The following is a 20,285-nucleotide window of genomic DNA, read 5'->3' on the forward strand; positions in this document are numbered from 1 at the left end:
GAACGTGAAGGCGGTGTGTTCACGGCGTTTCACGACTGCGTTCACAAGAAGGTCACATCCCGGCGACGAGTCGGTAACAGACTGGCAACCACCTCCTGATTCCGTGATCTGCGCAACCGAGATGAGGAATGAAGGAGCTTCTGTGAGATTCCCCCGCAAGACGACGACGCTGCTCTCCTGCGTCGCGCTCGCCATCGGCGCCGCCGCCTGCGGCAGCAGCGACGACGACGACAGCACGACCGCCAGCACCACGGCCGGCGGCGCCAGCTCGGCGCAGCTCGCGGGCTCGATCGCCGGCGCCGGCGCCTCCTCGCAGGCTGCAGCCGCGGAGGCGTGGATCGCGGGCTTCCAGGAGGCCAACCCCGACACGACGATCTCGTATGACCCGATCGGCTCGGGCGGCGGCCGCGAGCAGTTCATCGCGGGCGGCGTCGCCTTCGCCGGCACCGACTCGGCGCTCGACGAGGAGGAGCTGAGAGCCGCGGCGAGAGTCTGCACCGACGTCGTCGAGGTCCCGGTCTACATCTCGCCGATCGCGGTCATCTACAACCTGCCCGGCGTCGAGGAGCTGAGACTCTCGCCGAGAACGCTCGCGGCGATCTTCGCCGGCGAGATCACGCAGTGGGACGACGCGGCGATCGCGAGAGACAACCCGGACGCCGACCTGCCGGACACGCGCATCACGCCGGTCCACCGCTCCGACGAGTCGGGCACGACCGAGAATCTCGCCGAGTACCTCGCCGCCGTCGCGGGCGACGTGTGGAGATTCGAGGTCAGCGGCGACTGGCCGGTCAGAGGCGGCGAGGCCGCCGACGGCACCTCCGGCGTCGTCGACGCCGTCGCCGCGGGCGAGGGCACGATCGGCTACGCCGACGCCAGCCAGGCGGCCGACCTCGGCCACGCGCTGATCCAGGTCGGCAGCGAGTACACCGGCCCGACGCCGGAGGCCGCGGCCGCGATCCTCGAGGCGTCGAGACGCGTCGAGGGCGGCGGCGAGCACATCTTCGCCTACGAGCTGAGACGCGACACGACCGAGTCGGGCACCTACCCGATCGTGCTCGTCTCCTACGGCGTCGCGTGCATCAACTACGACAACGCCAGAACGGCCGCGCTGACGAGAGCGTACATGGGCTACATCACCAGCCCCGAGGGTCAGGAGGCCGCCGCGAGCGCAGCCGGCTCGGCTCCGCTCTCCGACGCCCTGCGCGCCCAGATCCAGCCGTCGATCGACGCGATCGGGAGCGGCAGCTAGTGGAGCTCGCCCCTGAGCGGGCGGCGCGGAAGCCGGAGGCGCTCGCCTCCGGCGTTCCGCAGCGGCTCGGCGACCGCGTCTTCAGCGGCGTCGCCAAGGGGGCGGGGATCGGGATCCTCGTCGTCCTCGCCGGTGTCGCGATATTCCTGCTGATCGAGGCGTGGCCGGCGATCACCGCGCCGGCGGAGAGAATCCCCGGCGGCGAGGGGCTCGTCGACTACATCGCGCCGCTCGCCTTCGGCACGGTGCTGGCGGCCGTCCTCGCGGCGATCATCGCCGTCCCGTTCGCGGTCGCGATCGCGCTGTTCGTCAGCCACTACGCGCCGCGGCGGATCGCGGCCGGGCTCGGCTACGTGATCGACCTGCTGGCCGCCGTCCCGAGCGTCGTCTACGGCCTCTGGGGCGTCTCGGTGCTCGCGCCGGCCTCGCGTGACATCAACGCCTGGCTCGCCGACCACGTCGGCTTCCTGCCGTTCTTCGAGGGCCCCGCCTCGGTGACCGGCCGCACGATGCTCGTCGCCGGGCTCGTGCTCGCCGTGATGATCCTGCCGATCATCACCGCGATCGCCCGCGAGGTCTTCGCGCAGACGCCGCGCGCCCACGAGGAGGCGGCGCTGGCGCTCGGAGCGACCCGCTGGGAGATGGTCCGCATGGCGGTGCTGCCGTTCGGCCGCTCGGCCGTCATCAGCGGCTCGATGCTCGGCCTCGGCCGCGCGCTCGGCGAGACGATGGCCGTCACGATCATCCTCTCCGTCTCGGGGATCGTCACCTTCAACCTGATCAGCTCGTCGAACCCGTCGACGATCGCCGCCAACATCGCGCTCGACTTCCCGGAGTCCTCGGGCATCGCGATCAACGCGCTGATCGCCTCCGGCCTCGTGCTGTTCGCCATCACGCTCGCGGTCAACATGGCAGCGCGCGCCGTCATCAACCGCCGAGAGAAGAAGGAGGGACGGTGAGCGCCTCGAGCTGGACCTGGGAGGACCATCGCGTCCTGCCCACCTGGGCACCGTGGGCCGCCGGCGGCGCGGGCGTCGCGGCCGGCCTGCTGGCGCTGCTGGCCGGCGTCGCGCTGGTCGTCGCCGTGCTCGTCGGCGCGGCGGCGACGGTCGTCGCGCTGATCCCCTGGTCGCTGGCGGTCGAAGGCTCGCGCCGCGCCCGCGACCGGATGGTCACGCTGACGGTGACCGGCGCCTTCGCGCTCGCCGTCGCGCCGCTGATCTCGCTGCTCTACACGGTCGTCTCGCGCGGCATCGACCGCTTCGACGGCGCGCTCTTCAGCGAGTCGATGCGCGGGGTCGTCGGCGAGGGCGGCGGCGTCCAGCACGCGATCGTCGGCACGCTCGTGATCACCGGCCTGGCGACGCTCGCGTCGGTCCCGATCGGCGTCATGACGGCGATCTACCTGCACGAGTACGGCCGCGGCGGCCGGCTCGCGAAGGCGATCTCGTTCTTCGTCGACGTGATGACCGGCATCCCGTCGATCGTCGCCGGCCTGTTCGCCTACGCGCTGTTCGCGCTGATCTTCGGCCCGGGCGTCCGGCTCGGCGTGATGGGCGCGGTCGCCCTCTCGCTGCTGATGATCCCGATCGTCGTGCGCTCGACCGAGGAGATGCTGCGGGTCGTCCCGCACCACCTGCGCGAGGCCGCGTACGGCCTCGGCGTGCCGAAGTGGCTGACGATCGTCAAGGTCGTCCTGCCGACGGCCTTCGCCGGGATCGTCACCGGCGTGATGCTCGCGATCGCCCGCGTCGTGGGGGAGACGGCGCCGCTGCTGATCACCACCGGCGCGGTCACCTCCGTCAACGCCAACCCCTTCGGCGGGCGGATGGAGAACCTCGCGGTCTTCGCCTACAACCAGTACTCGAATCCCGGGGTCCCGAGAGATCCCTACATCGCACGCGCGTGGGCGGCGGCGCTGACGCTGCTGCTGATCGTGATGGTGCTCAACCTGGTCGCCCGGCTGGTCTCCGCCCGGTTCGGGGTCAGGCAGCGCTGAGGAATGCGGATCACGATGGAACCAGAGCAGGAAGGAACGGACGACATGTCTCAGCCCTCAGCGGACGTGCGCGACGCGAACGCGACCGACGCTCCCCTGCAGGCGCCGCTCGGGGACGCCGCGACGTCGGCCCCGGCGGAGGCCCCGGCCAACGTCGCCAAGAGCATCGAGGCGAGGGACCTCGACATCTACTACGGCGGCTTCCACGCGGTCGCCGGCGTCTCGATGACGATCCGGCCCAACAAGGTGACGGCGCTGATCGGCTCCTCGGGCTGCGGGAAGTCGACCTTCCTGCGCTCGCTCAACCGCATGCACGAGCTGGTGAAGGGCGCCTACGTCGACGGCAAGGTCGAGCTCGACGGCCGCGACATCTACGCGGCGGGCACCGACCCGGTCGCCGTCCGGCGCCAGATCGGCATGGTCTTCCAGCAGCCGAACCCGTTCCCGACGATGTCGATCTACGACAACGTCGCGGCCGGCCTGAGACTGAACCGCCGCAAGATCAAGAAGCCCGAGCTCGACGAGGTCGTCGAGAGGGCGCTGCGCGGCGCGCACCTCTGGACCGAGGTGAAGGACCGCCTCGACAAGCCGGGCTCGGGGCTGTCGGGCGGCCAGCAGCAGCGGCTCTGCATCGCGCGCGCGACCGCCGTCGAGCCCGACGTGCTGCTGATGGACGAGCCCTGCTCGGCGCTCGACCCGATCGCGACCGTCGCGATCGAGAGCCTGATCGCGGAGCTGAAGGAGCGCTTCACGATCGTGATCGTCACCCACAACATGCAGCAGGCGGCGCGCGCGAGCGACTACACCGCCTTCTTCAACATCGAGAGAAGCGGGGATCCGGGACGGCTCGTGGAGATCGACGAGACGCAGACGATCTTCTCGACTCCGGCGAGCCCGGCGACCGAGGCGTACATCAGCGGCCGCTTCGGCTGAACGGCAGCGTCGCCGCGCCGACTCCGGTCCGCCGCCGGCCGCCGCGGCCGCGCCTGCTCAAGGCGCACCCCCTCGCTGCCGAATTCAGTTCTCGATGGACCAAACTCGCTGGCGGGGATGGCGGCACACCATCCCGACCGACGTGGCCGTGCTGGCGCTGCTGGTGTTGGTCGCGTCGGTCTGCTGTCTGCTGGGCGTTCTGTTCCCGATCTCCGACCAGGCGCCGGTCGAGCTGGGACGGGCGCTGACGCCGATCGGCTTCGTCCTGGCGGGGGCGCTGCTGTTCGCCGGCGCCCGCACGCCGCGGTGGGCGATGCACGGGACGGTCGCCTTCGTGTCGCTGTCGGCCTGCCTGCTGATCAGCCAGTCGGCGACCAACGGCGGGATCATGATGACGGCCTGGTCGCTCGCCTGGCTGGCGGTCTACGTCGCGACCTTCTTCTCGCGCCGGGCGGTCCAGCTGCACGTGCTCGCGATGACGATCGGCCTCGGCGTCGCGATCGCGGTCGCGTCGGTGCCGGGCACCTTCATCGAGTTCGTGATGATGGCCGTGACGCTGTGGACGGCCGCGGTCGCGCTCGGCTCGCTGAGCGAGAGGCTGCGCGCGCAGGCCGACCGCGACCACCTGACGGGCCTGCTCAACCGCCACGGCTTCGGCAAGGCGGCCGGCCGCGAGCGGGCGCTGGCGAGCCGGACCGGCTACCCGCTCGCGCTCGCGGTGATCGACCTCGACGGCCTGAAGGCGGTCAACGACCGCCACGGCCATGCCGCCGGCGACCGGCTGCTGCGCGACGCCGCGCGGGCGTGGGAGAGAACGCTGCGGCCGGGCGACCTGATCGCGCGCTTCGGCGGCGACGAGTTCGTCGTGCTGTTCCCGGCGACCGCCGAGGAGGACGCCCGCACCGCGGTCGAGCGGCTGCGCGGCGCCCATCCCGCCAGCTGGTGCGCTGGCGTGACGGCGTGGCGGCGCGACGAGCGGATCGACGACTGCCTCGCGCGCGCCGACGCGCATCTCTACGCCGCCAAGGACGCGCGCGGCGCGGTCCCGGCGGCGATCGGCTGACGCGCCGGCCCCGCCGCGTCCGTCGGCTGACTCCCGCGCGGCGCCGCGGTTGCTACATTAGGCCGACCTTCTTAGGGTGGCCTAACCAATGCACGACTCGACGATCGAGCACAGCGAGGAATTCCCCAGCGTCGGCTTCCGCGCACGCCGCTGGCAGCGCTTCGAGCGCGACCTCGACGATTGGCTGCAGACGCCGGAGGGCCGGTTCACGGCCTGGTGCGCCGCGCAGGCCGTCGCCGCCGATCCCGCTCCGGCCGCCGGCAGCTGACACGCCCACGTGACGTCGGCCGTTCACAACGGCCGGGATGCGGGGTAGGGTCGCGTCCATGACGCGGCCGATGGGCGGCCGCCTGGCTTGGAAAGGGAGCGGACATGCCTGCGACGCGGCACGCCTCGGCCGGAATCCTCTCGGACAGACACGCCGACAAGCGCGAGGAGATCGTCGCGCTGCTCACGCGCGCGTACTGGATGGAGATGGAGACGGTGATGAGCTATCTCGCCAACGCCGCCCATCTCGACGGCGTCCGCGCAGAGGAGGTCGCCGAGGCGCTCAACGCAGACGTGACCGAGGAGCTCGGCCACGCGCGCAGATTCGCCGAGCGGATCAAGGAGCTGTACGGCACACCGCCCGGCTCGATGGAGTTCAGCGCCGAGCAGACGTACCTCCAGCCGCCCGAGGACGCGACCGACGTCGTCGCCGTCATCAAGGGCGTGATCGAGGCCGAGGCCGGCGCGATCGAGCACTACATGCGGATCATCGAGGCCTGCGACGGCGTCGACTGGGCGACGCAGGACATGGTGATCGACATCCTGCGCGACGAGGAAGGCCACATGCGGCAGTTCGAGCGCTACCTGCGCGAGTACGAGTGATCGCAGCGCTCCCTGCGTCCGCGCCAGAGACGACGATCCTTCGGTCTCAGGGCGCCAGTCGGTCGACGCGCACGGCGACGCTCAGCTCGAAGCGGGCCTCGGGGTCGTCGAGCGCGTCGCCGAGCAGCTCGCGCAGCTGGCGCAGGCGGTAGCGGACCGTCTGCACGTGCACGTCGAGCTCGTCGGCGATCGCCTGCGGCCGCGCCGGGTGGGCGAGCCAGCCGCCGAGCGTCTCCAGCAGCCGCGCCCGCTGGCTCGCCGGCAGGGTGTCGAACGGCGCGAGGCGCCGGGCGGCGATCGCGTGCGCCAGCTCCGGCGCGGCGCCGAGCAGCAGGTCGATCTCGTGGTCGTCGCAGCGCAGCAGCTCGATCTCGCGACCGTGCCCGCCGTCGCCGTCGGCCTGCGCGGCCGCCGCGCCGGACGGTCTTCTCGCCGCCGCCTGCTCGAGCAGCGCCTCCGCCCGTGCGAGGCTGCTGCGGGCCGCTTCCGGCGCGACCGCGGGGCCGATCGCGAGCGGCCCCGCGAGCTGGAGCGCGCGGGCGGCGCGCACCAGCCAGCGCTCGGCCTCCTCGTCGTCGGCGACGACGAGCGCGCGGCGCCCGCCGTCGACCGTCGCGGCGAGCACGCGCGCCGGGCCGGCCAGCGCGCTGCCCGGCAGCGGCTCGAACGGCTGGGCCGCGACCGCCACCCGGACCTTCTCCGCGAGCTGCCATCCGGCCGCGGCCGCGGCTGCGGCGAGCTGCTCCGGCACGCTCGGCCGGTCGCTCAGCAGCAGCGACGCGAGCCGCTCGCGCCGGGCCAGCTCCAGTCGCAGCGACTCGGCCTCCTGCGCGGTGAAGCCCTCGACCGCGGCGACCGACAGCTCGTCGACCGTCGACAGCACCTCGGCGCCGAGCGAGAAGATCGCGTCGGGGGAGAGCTGGCGGCTCTGCGGGATCGTCTGCGCGCCCTCCCACATCGCGAGCCCGCCGAGGCGGTAGAAGGCGAGCAGCTCCGACAGCGACCGCCCGGCCGCCGCCTGGGCGCGGCCGTGCGCGACGAAGAGGCCCGGGTCGGGCGTCGTGGCGCCCGCCAGCCGAGCGATGAAGTACTCGACCGAGGCGCGCGCCCCCAGCCGGAGGTTGCGCAGCGTCGCGCCGTCGGGCTCGCTGCCGCCGGGCGCCTGCGCGCGCACGCGCGAGAGCACCGCGTCGGCAAGCGCATCGGTGCGCGCACGCAGCAGCTCGGCCAGCGTGACCCTGGTCCTCGCTCCATCCACGACGCCCGATCTTAGAGGAATGCTACGAATCTGGCACAGGATTACCATGAAATCTGCGTAGCGGCCGCAGGACGGTGTGCGTACCGTCTTGTCCATTGCGCGACGACCTCGACGGGACCGTCGCGCACGAGACCGCAGCAGCGGGCGTCATCTGGGCGGCGTGCCGCGCGACCCGGCGCGCCGCCCCGACGCCCTTCCGCTCAGCGGGTCAGCTCGTGCAGGCGCTCGAGCGACTGACGCAGCAGCCGCGAGATCTGCATCTGCGAGACGCCGATCTGCTTGGCGATTTCGCTCTGCGTCATGTCGTGCACGAAGCGCATCTGCAGGATCCGCTGCTCGCGCTCGGGCAGGTGTCTCAGCGCCGGCCCGAGCAGCGCGCGCGCCTCGGCGGCTCTGAAGCCCTCCTCGACGCTGCCGAGCGTGTCGGCGATCGTCGCGTCGCCCTCGTCGTCGTTGCCGGCCGGCGTCGCGAGCGACAGCGCGGTCCGGTTGGCCAGCGCGCCGAGCGCCTCGAGCACCGCCTCGACGTCGGCGCCGGTCCGTTCGGCCAGCTGTCTCGGCGTCGGCGCGGCGCCCGTCTCGGTCTCGATCGCCTCGGCCGCGGCGCGCACCTTGAGCGCCAGCTCCTGCGTGCCGCGGGCGACGTGGACGCCCCAACCGGTGTCGCGGAAATGGCGCAGCAGCTCGCCGACGATCGTCGGCTGCGCGAAGGTCGAGAAGCTGTGGCCGCGGTCGGGGTCGAAGCGGTCGACGGCCTTGATCAGTCCGACGCAGGCGACCTGGACGAGGTCGTCGAGGCTCTCGCTGCCGCGGCGGTAGCGGCGCGCGAGTGCGCGGGCGAGTGGGAGATGCTCGGCGATCAACGCCTCACGCGCCTGCACGTCGCCCTTGCGGGCCCGCGTCGACAGCATGCGCGTCCGGAGCATCGAGCTGGCCGTGCGGGTGCTGGTTCGCGGGGCCGCGTCGGAGTTCTGTGCGAGTTTCGTGGCAGGTCCCATGTGGCACACGCTTACCCGCCGCTTTCATCGGTCAATCGCGATCCGCGACCGCCTCGCCGGCCGCTCTCGCACCGCTCTCCGGACCGTCGGCGGACGCCGCGACGCCGAGGTCGAAGCTGAGGTGGACGCGGGTCGCGGCGCCGTCGTGGTCGAGCTGGAGGCCGCTCGCGACCGCGGCCATCAGCGCCATCCCCATGCCGAGCCCGGGGCTGTCCTCGCGCGGCTGCAGGCCGCCTCCCTCGTCGGAGACGACGACCTCGAGCATCCCGTCGCGGCCGTCGGCCTCGACGTGCAGGACGCCCGGCTCGTCGTGCCCCCGGTAGGCGTGCAGCACGACGTTCGTGCACGCCTCGCTGACCGCCAGCGCGACGTCGGCGACCGTCCCCTCGCGCGCGCCCAGGCGTCTCGCCAGCTCCACGACGGCGCGACGCGCCCGCGGCACGCTGTCGGCGGCGGCGGGGAGTGTCAGGTGCACGGCTCGTCGACGAACGGCAGAGCCGACTCCAGCCCGGTGATCGCGAAGACGCGTTGCACGGTCTCGCCGCCGCGGCGCAGACGCAGCTCGACGCCGTGCGCCGCCGCGCGGTCGGCGGCGCCAAGGATCACGCGCAGGCCGCTGGAGTCGAGGAAGGTCAGCGGCGCGAGGTCGATGTCGAGGACTCTCACCTCGCCTTCGTATGCCCGCTCCAGCGCATCTTCCACGAGCGAGACCGCGGCGAGGTCGAATTCGCCGCGCAGCGTCACGCGATAGGTCCCGCCCCTCGCGGCGGCGTGCAGGCCGAAGGGACCGTCGTGCGCGCTCTCGATGTCGTGCTCGATCGCCATGGTGCAGACGTGGTCCTGCTCCATCGTACCCGCCCGTCGCAAGCCCGACGGCCGCGCTCGATCGCGTAGAGTCCGGAGCCGAGAGATGGCCGCCGCGAGCAACAGCGCTCCGCCGATCCTGTGGGCGCCCGACCCCGAGCGCGTCGAGCGGGCGACGCTGACCCGCTTCGCGCGCTGGCTGGCGGCGGAGCGCGGGGTGGAGGCGGCCGGCTACGAGCAGCTGTGGCGCTGGTCGGTCGACGACCTCGAGGGCTTCTGGTCGGCGATCTGGGAGTTCTTCGGCGTGCGCGCGCACACGCCGTACGAGCGTGTCCTCGGCCGCCGCGAGATGCCGGGCGCCACGTGGTTCGAGGGCGCGACGGTCAACTACGCCGAGCACGTCTTCGGCGATCGCGACGACGCCGCCGTCGCGATCCGCTTCGACGGCGAGTGCCGCGACGGCCTCGGAGCGATGACGTGGGGCGAGCTGCGCGCGCTGACCGCCCGCGTCGCCGCCGCGCTGCGGGCCGAGGGGGTCGGCGTCGGCGACCGCGTCGTCGGCTACCTCCCGAACGTCCCCGAGACGGTCGCCGCCTTCCTCGCCTGCGCATCGATCGGCGCGACCTGGTCGAGCGCGTCGCCCGACTTCGGCGCCAGCGGCGTCGCCGACCGCTTCGCGCAGATCGAGCCGACCGTCCTGTTCGCGGTCGACGGCTACCGCTACGGCGGCAAGGCGTTCGACCGCCGCGCCGTCGTCGCCGAGCTGCAGCGGCGGCTGCCGACGGTCCGCCGCACGGTCGTGCTGCGCCAGCTCGACCCGGCCGCGGACCTGTCGGGCCTGCGCGACGCCGTCGCCTTCGATGCCTTCGCGGCCGCGACGGGGGAGGAGGCGCCGCCGCTGACCTTCACGCCGGTGCCGTTCGACCAGCCGCTGTGGGTCCTCTACAGCTCCGGCACGACCGGCCTGCCGAAGGCGATCGTCCAGGGGCACGGCGGCATCCTGCTCGAGCAGCTGAAGAAGCTCAACCTCCACCTCGACGCGCAGGCGGGCGACCGCGTCTTCTGGTTCACGACGACCGGCTGGATGATGTGGAACTTCCTCGTCGGCGTGCTGTTGACGCCGGCGTCGATCGTCCTCTACGACGGCAATCCCGGCTTCCCGTCGATGGACCGCCTGTGGCGGCTCGCCGAGGAGGCCGGCGTCACCGTCTTCGGCACCAGCGCCAGCTACCTCTCCGCGTGCATGAAGGCGGGGATCGCGCCCGGAGCCGCGCACGACCTCAGCGGCCTCCACGCCGTCGGCTCGACCGGCTCGCCGCTGGCGCCGGAGGCCTTCGACTGGGTCTACCGCCACCTCGGCGCCGACACGTGGCTGTTCTCGACCAGCGGCGGCACCGACATATGCAGCGCCTTCGTCGGCGGCGTGCCGACGTTGCCGGTCCACAAGGGCGAGCTGCAGGCGCGCGCGCTCGGCGCGAAGGTCGAGGCGTTCGATCCCGCCGGCAGATCGGTCGTCGGCGAGGTGGGGGAGCTGGTGCTGACCGAGCCGATGCCGTCGATGCCGCTGTTCCTGTGGGGCGACGATGCGGCGATGAGCCGCTACCGCGACGCCTACTTCGACATGTACCCGGGCGTCTGGCGCCATGGCGACTGGATCGAGATCACCGAACGGGGCACGGCGATCATCAGCGGCCGCTCGGACTCGACGGTCAACCGCGGCGGGATCCGGATGGGGACCGCCGAGCTGTACCGCTCGGTGCTGGCGCTGGAGGAGGTCCTCGACGCGCTCGTCGTCGACCTGCCGAAGCCGGGGACAGAGGGCTGGCTCGCGCTCTTCGTCGTGCTGCGCCCGGGCGCGGCGCTCGACGACGACCTGACGGCCCGGATCCGCGGCCGGATCCGGGCCGACTGCACGCCGCGCCACGTCCCCGACGAGATCGCGCAGGTCGCGGAGGTCCCGCGGACGCTGTCGGGCAAGGTCCTCGAGGTGCCGGTCAAGCGGATCCTCGCGGGCATGCCGCCCGAGCAGGCCGTCAGCCGCGACGCGCTGGCCAACCCGGGCGCGCTCGACTGGTTCGTGGAGCGGGCGGCGGAGGGCTGACCGCGTCGGCGCCGCGCCGTCCGGCCCGCGGCACCGCGGCGCGGTGACGCGCGTTTTTCCGGTCCGTCGTCGCCGTCGGTAAGAATCTCGGCGTGAGCCAATGGACCCCGGGTGCGAACGCGCCGCGTGAGATGACGGGCGGCGGCGGTCGCCGGCGGCTGACCGCGGCCGAGCGGCGCGAGCTGATCCTCGCCGCCGCCGTGCGGCTCTTCGCCGAGCACGGCTACCACGCGACCTCGATGGACGAGATCGCCGCGCGGGCCGGGATCTCCAAGGCCGTCGTCTACGACCACTTCACCTCCAAGCAGGAGCTGTACACGGTCCTGCTCGACACGATCCGGGCCGACATCGACGCGCTGATCGACGAGGCGATCGCGCCCCTTCCGGTCGACGCGCGGGTGCGGGCCGCGATCGAGGTCTTCTTCGGCTTCGTCGAGCAGTACCCCGACGCCTGCCGCCTGCTGTTCCTCGAGCTGCAGGGCACGCGCGAGGCGGCGACCGTGATCGAGCGGCTGGAGGCGCGTGTCGCCGAGGCCCTGAGCGCGTCGCTGGGCAGCGACCCCGAGATCTTCGGCGGCCATCCCGACCGCGAGCGCCAGCTGCGGATCCTCGCGGAGCTGCTGAAGTCGGCGATCCACGGGCTCGCGAGCTGGTGGTACAGCAACCCGCAGATCCCGCGCGAGGACCTCGTCGAGCGGACGGTCGCGCTCGTCACGCCGGCGATCGACGCGGCGCGAACGTAGGCGCGCCGGGTTCCCGGCGTCGGGCGCGTCGGCGCGGTCGGCGGCGGTGCGCTCGGCCTACCAGGCCTGCGCGCTGCCGCAGTGGGGACAGCCGACGCTGGTCGAGACCGGTGCTTGGAAGACGTAGCCGCAATGGCAGTGGTACAGCGCGCGATCCTCGACGCGATCGGCGTCGCGCTCGCGCACGGCGGGCGGCTCCGTCATCAGCACCGGTGCGGTCAGCGCGATCGCCTGCTCGTCGGCGCGCCCGGTCCATGAGCGCTTGCTGATGCGGTGGTGGAGTTGCACGTTCATGGGTGTTAACAGCCCGATCGGATGGAGGTTTCGCGCTATCCCGGCGAAATCCTCACATCCCGACGCATCGGCGCGGTTGCGCGCGTCGCGAGCGCTCGCGAGCCGCGCTGGTCATGGCAAACGTGCCGCCGGTCCGGGTCTGAGATACTGAGCCCCCGATGGACCACAGTCGCAAACGCCGCATCCGCCTCGTCGTCGCCGCGACCGCCGCAATGCTGCTGGCGAGCGCGCTGATCTGGACCAGCTTCAGCGCCGGCAGCGACGAGAAGACCGCCGGGCAGCTGCTCGAGACCGCGAGACCGGGCGAGACCTACACGCTCGCCGGCACGGTCGCGCCGAATTCGATCGTGCGCGAGAGAGGCGTCGTGTGGTTCCGGATCCTCGATCCGCACAGAAGAGTCTCCGCGAGAGTCCGCTACACCGGCCTCGTGCCCGACCCCTTCCGCGAGGGGCGCGGCGTGATGGTCAAGGTGCAGGTCGGCCCCGGCGGCCTCAGGGGCAGCGTCGACACCGTCTTCATCGCCGAGAAGGACTCGATGATCACGAAGTGCCCGTCGAAGTTCCAGGTCGCGCCGGAGGAGCTGCCGAGAGGTGCGCCGGAGGACCTCTTGAGAGCCGCACCCTCCACCTGATGCGCCGCCGCGCCTCACAGGAGCGCTGACGATGGCCACCGTCGGCCGCGCGCTGCTGATCCTCGCCTTCGCGCTGACGCTCTACGGGATCGCGGCCTCGCTCTACGGCGCGCGCACCGGTGCGCGCCAGTGGGTCGACTCCGGCCGTCGCGCGATGTACGCGATCGCCGGCGTGCTGACGATCGCCTTCGCGATCCTCGAGGTCGCCTTCCTGCGCTCCGACTTCTCCTACGCGCTCGTCGCCTCGCACTCGTCGACGACGACGCCGACCTTCTACAAGGCGACGGCGGTCTGGTCCTCGCAGGAGGGCTCGCTGCTGCTGTGGGTGTGGCTGCTGTCGCTGTGGTCGAGCCTCGTGCTCTACCTGACGCGCCGCTCGCTGCGCGAGATCGCGCCGATCGCGCAGGCCGTCCTGCTCGCCTTCTGCACGTTCTTCCTGACGCTCGTCGTCTTCTTCGAGAGCCCCTTCACGGCGCTCGCGAGCGTGCCGTCGGAGGGGACCGGCCTCAACCCGCTGCTGCGCCACCCGGCGATGATGTTCCACCCGCCGGCGCTCTACTCGGGCTACACGCTCTTCACCGTCCCGTTCGCCTTCGCCGTCGGCGCGCTCGTCGCCAACCGCGTCAACAGCGAGTGGATCCAGGGGACGCGCCGCTTCGCGCTCGCCGCCTGGCTGTTCCTCGGGATCGGGATCGTGCTCGGCGCCCGCTGGTCGTACACCGAGCTGGGCTGGGGCGGCTACTGGGCCTGGGATCCGGTCGAGAACGCGTCGCTGATGCCGTGGCTGACCGGCACCGCGTTCATCCACTCGATCATGATCCAAGAGAAGCGCGGCATGCTGAAGGTCTGGAACGCCTCGCTGATCCTCGCGACCGGCACGCTGGCGATCATGGGCACCTTCCTCGTGCGCTCGGGGATCCTCGACTCGATCCACGCCTTCGGCGCCTCGACGCTCGGCGGGCCGTTCCTCGCCCTGATCGTCGTGATGATCGGTGGCTCGGTGGCGCTGGTGCTGTGGCGCAGGGAGTCGCTCAAATCGGAGCACTCGATCGACTCGCTGCTGTCGCGCGAGGCCGCCTTCATCGTCCAGAACATCGTGCTCGTCGGTCTCTGCTTCGTGATCTTCTGGGGCACCTTCTTCCCGCTCATCTCCGAGGCGGTCACGGGCACGAAGGCGTCGGTCGGGCCGCCGTGGTTCGACCGCTACGTGACGCCGCTGGCGTTCGTGCTCGTCGCGCTGATCGGCATCGGGCCGCTGATCTCGTGGCGCCGCGCGACGGCCGCCAACTTGCGCCGCAACTTCACCTTCCCGCTCGCCGCCGCGGTCGTCTGCCTCGTCGCGCTGCTGTTCGTCTCAGGCACGACCGAGCAGCCGAAGGCGCTGTTCTTCATCCCGCTCGTCGCGTTCGTGCTCGCCGGCGTCGCGCAGGAGCTGTGGCGCGGGACGAGCGCCCGCCGCGCGATGTCGAAGGAGCCGCCGCCGATCGCCTTCGTCTCGCTGATCCGCCGCAACCGGCGGCGCTACGGCGGCTACATCGTCCACGCCGGCTTCGCGATCCTGCTGTTCGGCGTCGCCGTCTCGTCGTCGTTCGAGCACAACAAGGACGTGACGATGAAGCCCGGCGACAGCGCCCGCATCAACGGCTTCGACGTCAGATACGCGCGTGCCTGGTCGGAGCCGCTGCCGGAGAAGATCGTCTTCGGCTCGACGCTCGACATCTCCAAGGAGGGGCGCCACGTCGCGACGCTGAGAACGTCGCGCGGCTTCTACCCGTCGCAGGACCCGTCGCTCGGCATCCTTGGCCGCTTCTTCATGGGCGAGGCCGAGAGCGAGGTCGGCCTGCGGGCCGGCTTCGGCCGCGATATCTGGGCGGTCGTCAACCCCGACCTGCTGCCGCTGCAGAGAATCATCGACGAGGGCAACAGAACCTTCAGAGCGGCGATGCAGGAGGCGCTCGCCGACGGGAGGGCCGACCAGAGGGCGATCGACCAGCTGTTCCTGCTGCGCGACCAGGCGATCGCCGGGCTCTCCAATCAGTGGGTCAGAAGACCGTGGGAGTCGGACTTCCGCCTGATCGTCTCGCCGATGGCGACGTGGATCTGGGTCGGCGCGATCATCGTCTTCCTCGGCGGCGCGATCGCGCTGTGGCCGGCGCCCGCGACGGCGCGCAGCCGCGTGACGGCGACCTACGCCGCCAAGCTCGCCCGCGACCTCGCCCGTTCCTGAGAGCATCCGCGCATGGAGTTCCTGCTGATCCTCGTCGTCTTCCTCGCCGTCGTCGCGATCGTCGCGGCGCCGCTGCGCGCGGGGCGCGCCGAGGAGCTCGAGCGGCGCGAGAGCGCCGAGCTGGCCGACCTGGAGGCGGCGAAGGAGGCGAAGTACCGCGAGATCCGCGACGCCGAGCTCGACCTGCGCACCGGCAAGCTGTCGGAGGCCGACCACAAGGCGCTCGACCGTCAGCTGCGGGCCGAGGCGATCCAGCTGCTGCGGCGGATCGACGCGGTCAGGGGACGGCGCGCGGAGCCGATCACGGCCGAGCAGGCGGACGCGAAGCCTGCCGCGCGCTCCGATGCGCCGGTCGGGTAGGATGGCCGGAGCATGTACACGCTGCTCTCGATACTCCAGGTCTTCATCGCCGTCGTGATGGTGCTGCTGATCCTGATGCACTCCGGCAGAGACACCGGTCTCTCCGGTGCGTTCGGCGTCGGAACCGGCTCCGGCCCCTTCGGCGGCGGATCGCTCGTCGAGCGCAACCTGAATCGCTGGACCATAGCGTTCGCGATCGCGTTCGTCGTCAACACGGTCATCCTGATCCGCATAGGCTGACGGCGTCGGCGACCCTGGAACGTGAGAGGCCCCGCGGTGCGGGGCCTTCGTTCGTTCAGGGGCGGATGCGGCGACCGCGCGCGCTCGCGCTCACGCGAGCGTGCAGCGGATCCGCTCGAGCGTCGCGTCCGGGATCGTCGCGAAGACGTCGGCGACGTCGGGGTCGAACTGCGTGCCGGCGCCCTGCGCGATCACCGCGCGCGCCGCGCCGAAGCTCGCCGCCGCGCGGTAGGGGCGGTCGCTGGTGAGCGCGTCGAAGGTGTCGGCGACGGCGAAGACGCGCGCGGCGAGCGGGATCTCCTCGCGCGCGAGCCGGTCGGGGTAGCCGGTCCCGTCCCAGCGCTCGTGGTGGGAGCGGACGACGTGACGGGCCTCGCCGAGGAAGTCGATCCCGGCGACGATCTCGTCGCCGATCACCGGATGCTGGCGCATCACGTCGAGCTCGGCCCCGGTCAACGTGCCCGGCTTGTGCAGGATCGCGTCGGAGATCGCGACCTTGCCGATGTCGTGCAGCAGGAAGCCGAACTCGATCTGCGGGGTGTCGACCGGCATCCCGCAGGCGCGCGCCAGCGCGAGGCCGTACGCGGCGACCCGCTCGGCGTGCTTGCCGGTGTAGGCGTCGCGCGCCTCGACGGCGTCGGCGAGCGCCCTGACGGTCGCCTCGTAGGAGCCGCGCAGCTCCTGCGCCCGCTGGTGCTCGCGCTCGGAGGCCTGGCGCAGCTGCTCGGCGTAGCGCTCCAGCTCGCGGGCTCGCTCCTGCGCCTCCCGTTCCCGTTGCGCCAGCTCGGCGCGCAGCCGCGCCAACTCGTCCCGCAGCTGGTCGAGCTCGTCGGCCATCATCGCGCAGGCCACCCCGCAGTCCCCGTCGTGTCCTCGCCGCGCGCGGCCGGAAGGCCGCGCGCGACCCAATCGCTCCACGAACCGGCGTAGAGCTTCGCGTCGTCGCGGCCAGCCGCGGCGAGCGCGAGCAGCAGGCCGGTCGCCGTCACGCCCGAGCCGCACGAGGCGACGAGCGTCCGCTCGCCGGGCCGCGGCAGGTCGGCGGGCGGCGGGAAGGCGGCGTCGAGCGGCACGTTGCGCGCGCCCGGGATGTGGCCGGCGACCGGGTCGACCGGCTCCTGCTCGCCGCGGAAGCGCGCCGGCGCGCGGGCGTCGAGGACGACGAACTCGCGCTCGGCGGCCGGGCGCTCGAGGTCGGCGAGCAGCTCGGCGGCGGTGACGACGTCGTCGCGCGGCGTCGGCGCGGGCTGGAAGTCGCCGGGCGCCGGCGCAGGCTCGGGGCCGGCGTGCAGCGGCCCGTCCCACGCCGCGAGCCCGCCGTCGAGCACGGCGACCCGCTCGAAGCCGTGATGGCGCAGCAGCCACCAGAGGCGGGCGGCGCCGCCGGTCATCGCGTCGTCGTAGGCGATCACGGTCGTCCCGCTCCCGATCCCGGCGCGCCGGGCCGCCGCGGCGAACCGCTCCGGGTCGGGCAGCGGATGGCGGCCGCCGACCGGGCCGCGCGCCGGGTCGGCCGGCGGGCCGGGCGGGTCGGAGAGGTCCGCGTCGAGGTCGAGGAAGCGCGCGCCGGGGATGTGCCCGGCCTCGTACAGCTCGCGCCCGGCCGCGGGCACGCCGAGCCGGAAGCGGCAGTCGACGATCGCCAGACGCGGCTCCTCCAAGCGCGCGGCGAGCCAGTCCGTTGAGACGAGCGGGTCCATCGCAGGGCTTCAGTTCAACATGCGCGGGCGCGCTCCTGCGCGGCGGTGCCCGGTTTGCACGTGCGTCGCCTGCGCTGGAGGCTCGACGCCGGATCGGCTACCGTCGCGTCGTCATGGTTGACGAGGACACCATCGCCGAGGCCGGGCGTCGGCTCCACGAGGCTGCTGCGCCGGGATCAAGAGTGATCCTGTTCGGGTCGCATGCGCGGGGCGAGGCGCGGACGGACAGCGACCTCGACTTTCTCGTCGTCGAGCCGGAGGTCGAGCACGCGGCAGCGGAGTCGGTGCGGCTGCGGCGAGCGCTGCGCGGCTTGCGCCTCTTCGCGGATGTCGTGGTCGTCAGCGAGCGCGACGTCGAGGAGTGGCGCGAGGTGCGCGGAAGCTTGGTGCGTTCGGCGCTGACCGACGGCCGCATGCTCGCGGCTTGATGGCGGAGCAACGGGATCTCGCGCGCGATCTGCTCGCGCTGGCGGAGGACGACCTCCTCGCCGCACGTGCGCTGTCGGAAACAGCTGACGTTTCGGCCGCCATCGTTGGCTTCCACACGCAGCAGGCGGTCGAGAAGGCGCTGAAGGCGGTCTTGGCGCTGCACGGCGTCGAGTTCCCATTCACGCACGACCTCGAAGGACTGCTGGAACTGTGCTCGGCGTCAGCGGTCGGCGTCCCGGAGCACCTTGCGGATGTCGGCGTGCTCACGCCATACGGTGTGCGTTTCCGATACGGGCCGATCGATCCCGAGGATCTCGTGGCTCCGGCTGCCGCGTTGGCGTTGGCGCGCGACGCTGTCGCTTGGGCGCGCACTGCTCTGGGCGCCGGCTGAGAACGACGAAGGCCCCGCGCGGCGGGGCCTTCGGGTGCTTCGCGATGCGGTCGAGAGGACTTGAACCTCCACGGGGTTATCCCCCACAAGGCCCTCAACCTTGCGCGTCTACCAATTCCGCCACGACCGCGAGGGCTGGGGCAGTATAGGCGAATCAGGGGTCCGAGGCGTTGCGCCCGGCGGCGCGGCGCGGGTCGGCGCGCGGCAGTCCTGCTTGTGTCCGTCCGGGCCATGAGTATCATCTCGAACACATGTTCGTCTCGACCCCCAGCAACGAGGAGCGCGTCGCCTGATGGTGGACCTCACGAAGCGCCAGCAGGAGATCTTCGAGTTCATCAAGCAGTACTCGTCGCGGCATGGCTATCCGCCGACGGTGCGGGACATCGGCAAGGCGGTCGGTCTCGCCTCGTCCTCGACGGTCCACGCCCATCTGGCCAACCTGGAGAAGGTCGGGCTGCTGCGGCGCGACCCGTCGAAGCCGCGGGCGATCGAGCTGCTCGACAAGGCCGTCGACGGCATCAAGAACATCGTCAGGCCGCCCGGGCTGCCGCTCGTCGGCCAGGTCCAGGCCGGTCAGCCGGTGCTCGCGGAGGAGGAGATCGAGGACTACATCGAGACTCCGGCGGTCGCAGGCGGCGACGAGGGCGAGTTCCTTCTGCGCGTCCGCGGCGAGTCGATGAAGGATGCGGGAATCCTCGAAGGGGATCTCGTCGTCGTGCGCAGACAGCAGACGGCCCGTGACGGTGAGATCGTCGTCGCGCTGGTCGGGGAGGAGGCAACCGTGAAGCGGTTCTTCCAGGAGCCCGACCACATCCGACTGCAGCCCGAGAACGCGGCGATGGAGCCGATCCGCACGAAGGAAGTCGAGATCCTTGGGAAGGTCATCGGCCTCATGCGGAGTATGTGATGGGGACGGTCGTGGCGGAACGCGTCGACCGTCCGCTCTCCCTCTTCGACGAGCTCGAGGCGCTCGCGCCGGCCACCGTGCTGGAGCGCGAGCGCGCGATCCCGCGGGAGGCCGAGCCGGTCGTGCCCGTCGAGGGCACCGGCCTGCGCGAGGGCGTGGTCGCGGACGGAGCGGTCGTGCGGGAGCACGGCGGCGTGGGCGGTGAGCCGACGCTCGACGAGATGATCGTCGGGGCGTGGGAGGGGCTCGCCGCTCAGGCCGCCGTGGCCTGCCCGCTCTGCGACGACGGCACGCTGCGACCGCTCTACGCCGACGCCGGCGGCTCCTCGCCGCCGGTCGCCGGCCGCTGCGACGGCTGCGGCACGACGCTCTCGTAGCGACCCGGAACGCCACGCGACGTAGACGCCACCGCGACCGCGACTCAGATGCGACTGCGACGGCGGCGCTGGGCAGAGGCGGCGGCAAGAGGCGCGAGGGGCGCGGCGAGGGGAGTGGCGCTGCGAGCGCGGCAGCGCGGTTGCAGCGCTGGCCGGGATGGGGACGCCCGGGTACCCTGAAGGGGCAGGCTGAGCAACCGCGGAGGTGACGTACGAGCCTTCGAGGAAAGTCCGGACATCACAGGGCAGGGTGGTCGATAACGCCGACCCGGGGAAACCCGCGGGAAAGTGCCACAGAGACATACCGCCTACGTCCGCGCCACCACGTGGGGCGCGGGCCGGCAAGGGTGAAAAGGTGCGGTAAGAGCGCACCGGCGTCGCGGTGACGCGGCGCGTCCAGGCAAACCCCACCCGATGCAAGATCAAGCCGGACCGTCTGCAGGCTGCCCGCCGAGGTCCAGGTCGATCGCACAGATGGATGGTTGCTCCCGACAGAATCCGGCTTACAGGCCTGCTACGGAAAAGCCCCGCTCCGGAGGCTGTCGCGCAAAGTGCGCGGCGGCCTCGGGCGGGGCTTTCTATTTGTGAGGTTCTCGTGGTCGGCGGCGGGGTCAGCGGGCCAGGACAAGTTCGGGCGGGCAGGCCTGGGGTCAGGCGGTGGCGGTGGTCGCGCGCCAGAGCTTGAGGAGGTTGTGGGTGGCGGCGAT

General features: G+C 72.1%; 24 protein-coding genes, 1 tRNA gene and 1 other RNA gene. 18 read left to right on the forward strand and 8 right to left on the reverse strand.

Features of this window, described 5'->3' with window-relative positions; genetic code table 11:
- Nucleotides 1-142 precede the first annotated feature (142 nt).
- From pstS to BDZ31_RS20660, 7 genes are all read left to right on the forward strand, one after another.
- A complete protein-coding gene (pstS, locus tag BDZ31_RS20630) occupies nt 143-1,252 on the forward strand; it encodes a phosphate ABC transporter substrate-binding protein PstS (RefSeq protein WP_221243215.1) in 1,110 nt (369 codons plus the stop codon).
- Entirely contained in the window at nt 1,252-2,211 is a 960-nt protein-coding gene (pstC, locus tag BDZ31_RS20635) for a phosphate ABC transporter permease subunit PstC (protein WP_183344664.1), read from the forward strand. The genes pstS and pstC overlap by 1 nt, the downstream gene beginning before the upstream one ends.
- Entirely contained in the window at nt 2,208-3,251 is a 1,044-nt protein-coding gene (gene pstA, locus BDZ31_RS20640) for a phosphate ABC transporter permease PstA (RefSeq protein WP_221243216.1), read from the forward strand. Before pstC ends, pstA begins: the two co-directional genes overlap by 4 nt.
- A gap of 45 nt (nt 3,252-3,296) precedes the next feature.
- Nucleotides 3,297-4,184 (forward strand): phosphate ABC transporter ATP-binding protein PstB, encoded by an 888-nt coding sequence (pstB, locus tag BDZ31_RS20645; RefSeq protein ID WP_183344665.1) that lies wholly within the window; start codon nt 3,297-3,299, stop codon nt 4,182-4,184.
- Nucleotides 4,185-4,326: 142 nt separating this feature from the next.
- Entirely contained in the window at nt 4,327-5,247 is a 921-nt protein-coding gene (locus BDZ31_RS20650; RefSeq protein WP_183344666.1) for a diguanylate cyclase, read from the forward strand.
- 88 nt (nt 5,248-5,335) lie between these two features.
- Entirely contained in the window at nt 5,336-5,515 is a 180-nt protein-coding gene (locus BDZ31_RS20655) for a hypothetical protein (protein WP_183344667.1), read from the forward strand.
- 104 nt (nt 5,516-5,619) lie between these two features.
- Entirely contained in the window at nt 5,620-6,117 is a 498-nt protein-coding gene (locus BDZ31_RS20660) for a ferritin-like domain-containing protein (protein ID WP_183344668.1), read from the forward strand.
- A 46-nt stretch (nt 6,118-6,163) separates the two neighbouring features.
- Here the strand turns inward: BDZ31_RS20660 and BDZ31_RS20665 are convergent, their stop codons facing one another.
- The 4 genes from BDZ31_RS20665 to BDZ31_RS20680 all read right to left on the reverse strand — a co-directional run bounded on the left by BDZ31_RS20665 (nt 6,164) and on the right by BDZ31_RS20680 (nt 9,222).
- Nucleotides 6,164-7,375: an RsbRD N-terminal domain-containing protein gene (locus BDZ31_RS20665; RefSeq protein ID WP_183344669.1), complete on the reverse strand. Its 1,212-nt coding sequence runs from the start codon at nt 7,373-7,375 to the stop codon at nt 6,164-6,166.
- Nucleotides 7,376-7,575: 200 nt separating this feature from the next.
- A complete protein-coding gene (locus BDZ31_RS20670; protein ID WP_183344671.1) occupies nt 7,576-8,286 on the reverse strand; it encodes a SigB/SigF/SigG family RNA polymerase sigma factor in 711 nt (236 codons plus the stop codon).
- Nucleotides 8,287-8,404: 118 nt separating this feature from the next.
- Nucleotides 8,405-8,848 carry an ATP-binding protein gene (locus BDZ31_RS20675; RefSeq protein WP_183344674.1) on the reverse strand — a complete coding sequence of 148 codons (444 nt, stop codon included), beginning with the start codon at nt 8,846-8,848 and terminating at the stop codon, nt 8,405-8,407.
- The gene (locus BDZ31_RS20680) at nt 8,839-9,222 is read right to left on the reverse strand and encodes an STAS domain-containing protein (protein WP_183344675.1); all 384 of its coding nucleotides are present in this window, start codon (nt 9,220-9,222) and stop codon (nt 8,839-8,841) included. Before BDZ31_RS20680 ends, BDZ31_RS20675 begins: the two co-directional genes overlap by 10 nt.
- Before the next feature lie 61 nt (nt 9,223-9,283).
- Here BDZ31_RS20680 and BDZ31_RS20685 point away from each other — a divergent pair, with 61 nt between their 5' ends.
- Complete coding sequence (locus BDZ31_RS20685) at nt 9,284-11,278, forward strand: acetoacetate--CoA ligase (protein WP_183344677.1); 1,995 nt, start codon at nt 9,284-9,286, stop codon at nt 11,276-11,278.
- 92 nt (nt 11,279-11,370) lie between these two features.
- Nucleotides 11,371-12,021, forward strand: coding sequence for a TetR family transcriptional regulator (locus BDZ31_RS20690; protein ID WP_183344679.1), 651 nt, complete (start codon nt 11,371-11,373; stop codon nt 12,019-12,021).
- Nucleotides 12,022-12,078: 57 nt separating this feature from the next.
- Here BDZ31_RS20690 and BDZ31_RS20695 read toward each other — a convergent pair whose 3' ends face one another.
- Nucleotides 12,079-12,315 (reverse strand): hypothetical protein, encoded by a 237-nt coding sequence (locus BDZ31_RS20695; RefSeq protein ID WP_183344681.1) that lies wholly within the window; start codon nt 12,313-12,315, stop codon nt 12,079-12,081.
- Between the two features lie 158 nt (nt 12,316-12,473).
- Here BDZ31_RS20695 and BDZ31_RS20700 point away from each other — a divergent pair, with 158 nt between their 5' ends.
- Genes BDZ31_RS20700 through secG form a run of 4 tightly spaced genes read left to right on the forward strand, consistent with a single transcriptional unit; the run spans nt 12,474 to nt 15,774 of the window.
- A complete protein-coding gene (locus BDZ31_RS20700) occupies nt 12,474-12,947 on the forward strand; it encodes a cytochrome c maturation protein CcmE domain-containing protein (protein WP_183344683.1) in 474 nt (157 codons plus the stop codon).
- A 31-nt stretch (nt 12,948-12,978) separates the two neighbouring features.
- Nucleotides 12,979-15,174, forward strand: a complete 2,196-nt coding sequence (locus BDZ31_RS20705; protein WP_183344685.1) for a heme lyase CcmF/NrfE family subunit — start codon at nt 12,979-12,981, stop codon at nt 15,172-15,174.
- A 12-nt stretch (nt 15,175-15,186) separates the two neighbouring features.
- Nucleotides 15,187-15,534: a hypothetical protein gene (locus BDZ31_RS20710; RefSeq protein WP_183344687.1), complete on the forward strand. Its 348-nt coding sequence runs from the start codon at nt 15,187-15,189 to the stop codon at nt 15,532-15,534.
- Between the two features lie 12 nt (nt 15,535-15,546).
- A complete protein-coding gene (gene secG / locus BDZ31_RS20715; RefSeq protein ID WP_183344689.1) occupies nt 15,547-15,774 on the forward strand; it encodes a preprotein translocase subunit SecG in 228 nt (75 codons plus the stop codon).
- Nucleotides 15,775-15,864: 90 nt separating this feature from the next.
- Here secG and BDZ31_RS20720 read toward each other — a convergent pair whose 3' ends face one another.
- On the reverse strand, nt 15,865-16,614 hold the full coding sequence (locus BDZ31_RS20720; protein WP_221243217.1) for an HD-GYP domain-containing protein: 750 nt from the start codon (nt 16,612-16,614) through the stop codon (nt 15,865-15,867).
- Nucleotides 16,611-17,474, reverse strand: coding sequence for a sulfurtransferase (locus BDZ31_RS20725; RefSeq protein ID WP_183344693.1), 864 nt, complete (start codon nt 17,472-17,474; stop codon nt 16,611-16,613). The genes BDZ31_RS20720 and BDZ31_RS20725 overlap by 4 nt, the downstream gene beginning before the upstream one ends.
- On the opposite strand from BDZ31_RS20725, the gene BDZ31_RS20730 reads away from it, so the two are divergent.
- On the forward strand, nt 17,456-17,902 hold the full coding sequence (locus tag BDZ31_RS20730; RefSeq protein ID WP_221243218.1) for a nucleotidyltransferase domain-containing protein: 447 nt from the start codon (nt 17,456-17,458) through the stop codon (nt 17,900-17,902). The genes BDZ31_RS20725 and BDZ31_RS20730 overlap by 19 nt on opposite strands.
- Nucleotides 17,902-18,294, forward strand: a complete 393-nt coding sequence (locus BDZ31_RS20735) for a HEPN domain-containing protein (protein ID WP_183344697.1) — start codon at nt 17,902-17,904, stop codon at nt 18,292-18,294. Before BDZ31_RS20730 ends, BDZ31_RS20735 begins: the two co-directional genes overlap by 1 nt.
- Nucleotides 18,295-18,339: 45 nt before the next feature.
- On the opposite strand, the gene BDZ31_RS20740 is transcribed toward BDZ31_RS20735, so the two are convergent.
- Nucleotides 18,340-18,424: transfer RNA gene (locus BDZ31_RS20740), tRNA-Leu, on the reverse strand.
- 162 nt (nt 18,425-18,586) lie between these two features.
- On the opposite strand from BDZ31_RS20740, the gene lexA reads away from it, so the two are divergent.
- The 3 genes from lexA (at nt 18,587) to rnpB (ending at nt 20,100) form a co-directional block, all read left to right on the forward strand.
- Nucleotides 18,587-19,201 (forward strand): transcriptional repressor LexA, encoded by a 615-nt coding sequence (gene lexA, locus BDZ31_RS20745; protein WP_183344700.1) that lies wholly within the window; start codon nt 18,587-18,589, stop codon nt 19,199-19,201.
- 11 nt (nt 19,202-19,212) lie between these two features.
- Nucleotides 19,213-19,578, forward strand: coding sequence for a hypothetical protein (locus BDZ31_RS20750; RefSeq protein ID WP_183344702.1), 366 nt, complete (start codon nt 19,213-19,215; stop codon nt 19,576-19,578).
- 181 nt (nt 19,579-19,759) lie between these two features.
- Nucleotides 19,760-20,100, forward strand: an RNA gene (gene rnpB, locus BDZ31_RS20755) — RNase P RNA component class A.
- The last annotated feature ends 185 nt before the right edge of the window (nt 20,101-20,285 follow it).

This window comes from Conexibacter arvalis (assembly GCF_014199525.1).
In the GTDB taxonomy this organism is placed as follows: Bacteria; Actinomycetota; Thermoleophilia; order Solirubrobacterales; family Solirubrobacteraceae; genus Conexibacter; species Conexibacter arvalis.

Excerpts from the sequence above, each read along its gene's own strand:
- BDZ31_RS20725 (WP_183344693.1), bottom strand. The coding sequence starts at position 17,474 with ATGGACCCGCTCGTCTCAACGGACTGGCTCGCCGCGCGCTTGGAGGAG.
- secG (WP_183344689.1), top strand. The coding sequence starts at position 15,547 with ATGTACACGCTGCTCTCGATACTCCAGGTCTTCATCGCCGTCGTGATG.
- BDZ31_RS20695 (WP_183344681.1), bottom strand. The coding sequence starts at position 12,315 with ATGAACGTGCAACTCCACCACCGCATCAGCAAGCGCTCATGGACCGGG.
- pstB (WP_183344665.1), top strand. The coding sequence starts at position 3,297 with ATGTCTCAGCCCTCAGCGGACGTGCGCGACGCGAACGCGACCGACGCT.
- BDZ31_RS20700 (WP_183344683.1), top strand. The coding sequence starts at position 12,474 with ATGGACCACAGTCGCAAACGCCGCATCCGCCTCGTCGTCGCCGCGACC.
- lexA (WP_183344700.1), top strand. The coding sequence starts at position 18,587 with ATGGTGGACCTCACGAAGCGCCAGCAGGAGATCTTCGAGTTCATCAAG.
- BDZ31_RS20735 (WP_183344697.1), top strand. The coding sequence starts at position 17,902 with ATGGCGGAGCAACGGGATCTCGCGCGCGATCTGCTCGCGCTGGCGGAG.
- BDZ31_RS20720 (WP_221243217.1), bottom strand. The coding sequence starts at position 16,614 with ATGATGGCCGACGAGCTCGACCAGCTGCGGGACGAGTTGGCGCGGCTG.
- BDZ31_RS20685 (WP_183344677.1), top strand. The coding sequence starts at position 9,284 with ATGGCCGCCGCGAGCAACAGCGCTCCGCCGATCCTGTGGGCGCCCGAC.
- BDZ31_RS20680 (WP_183344675.1), bottom strand. The coding sequence starts at position 9,222 with ATGGAGCAGGACCACGTCTGCACCATGGCGATCGAGCACGACATCGAG.
- BDZ31_RS20670 (WP_183344671.1), bottom strand. The coding sequence starts at position 8,286 with ATGCTGTCGACGCGGGCCCGCAAGGGCGACGTGCAGGCGCGTGAGGCG.
- BDZ31_RS20660 (WP_183344668.1), top strand. The coding sequence starts at position 5,620 with ATGCCTGCGACGCGGCACGCCTCGGCCGGAATCCTCTCGGACAGACAC.
- BDZ31_RS20705 (WP_183344685.1), top strand. The coding sequence starts at position 12,979 with ATGGCCACCGTCGGCCGCGCGCTGCTGATCCTCGCCTTCGCGCTGACG.
- BDZ31_RS20655 (WP_183344667.1), top strand. The coding sequence starts at position 5,336 with ATGCACGACTCGACGATCGAGCACAGCGAGGAATTCCCCAGCGTCGGC.
- BDZ31_RS20710 (WP_183344687.1), top strand. The coding sequence starts at position 15,187 with ATGGAGTTCCTGCTGATCCTCGTCGTCTTCCTCGCCGTCGTCGCGATC.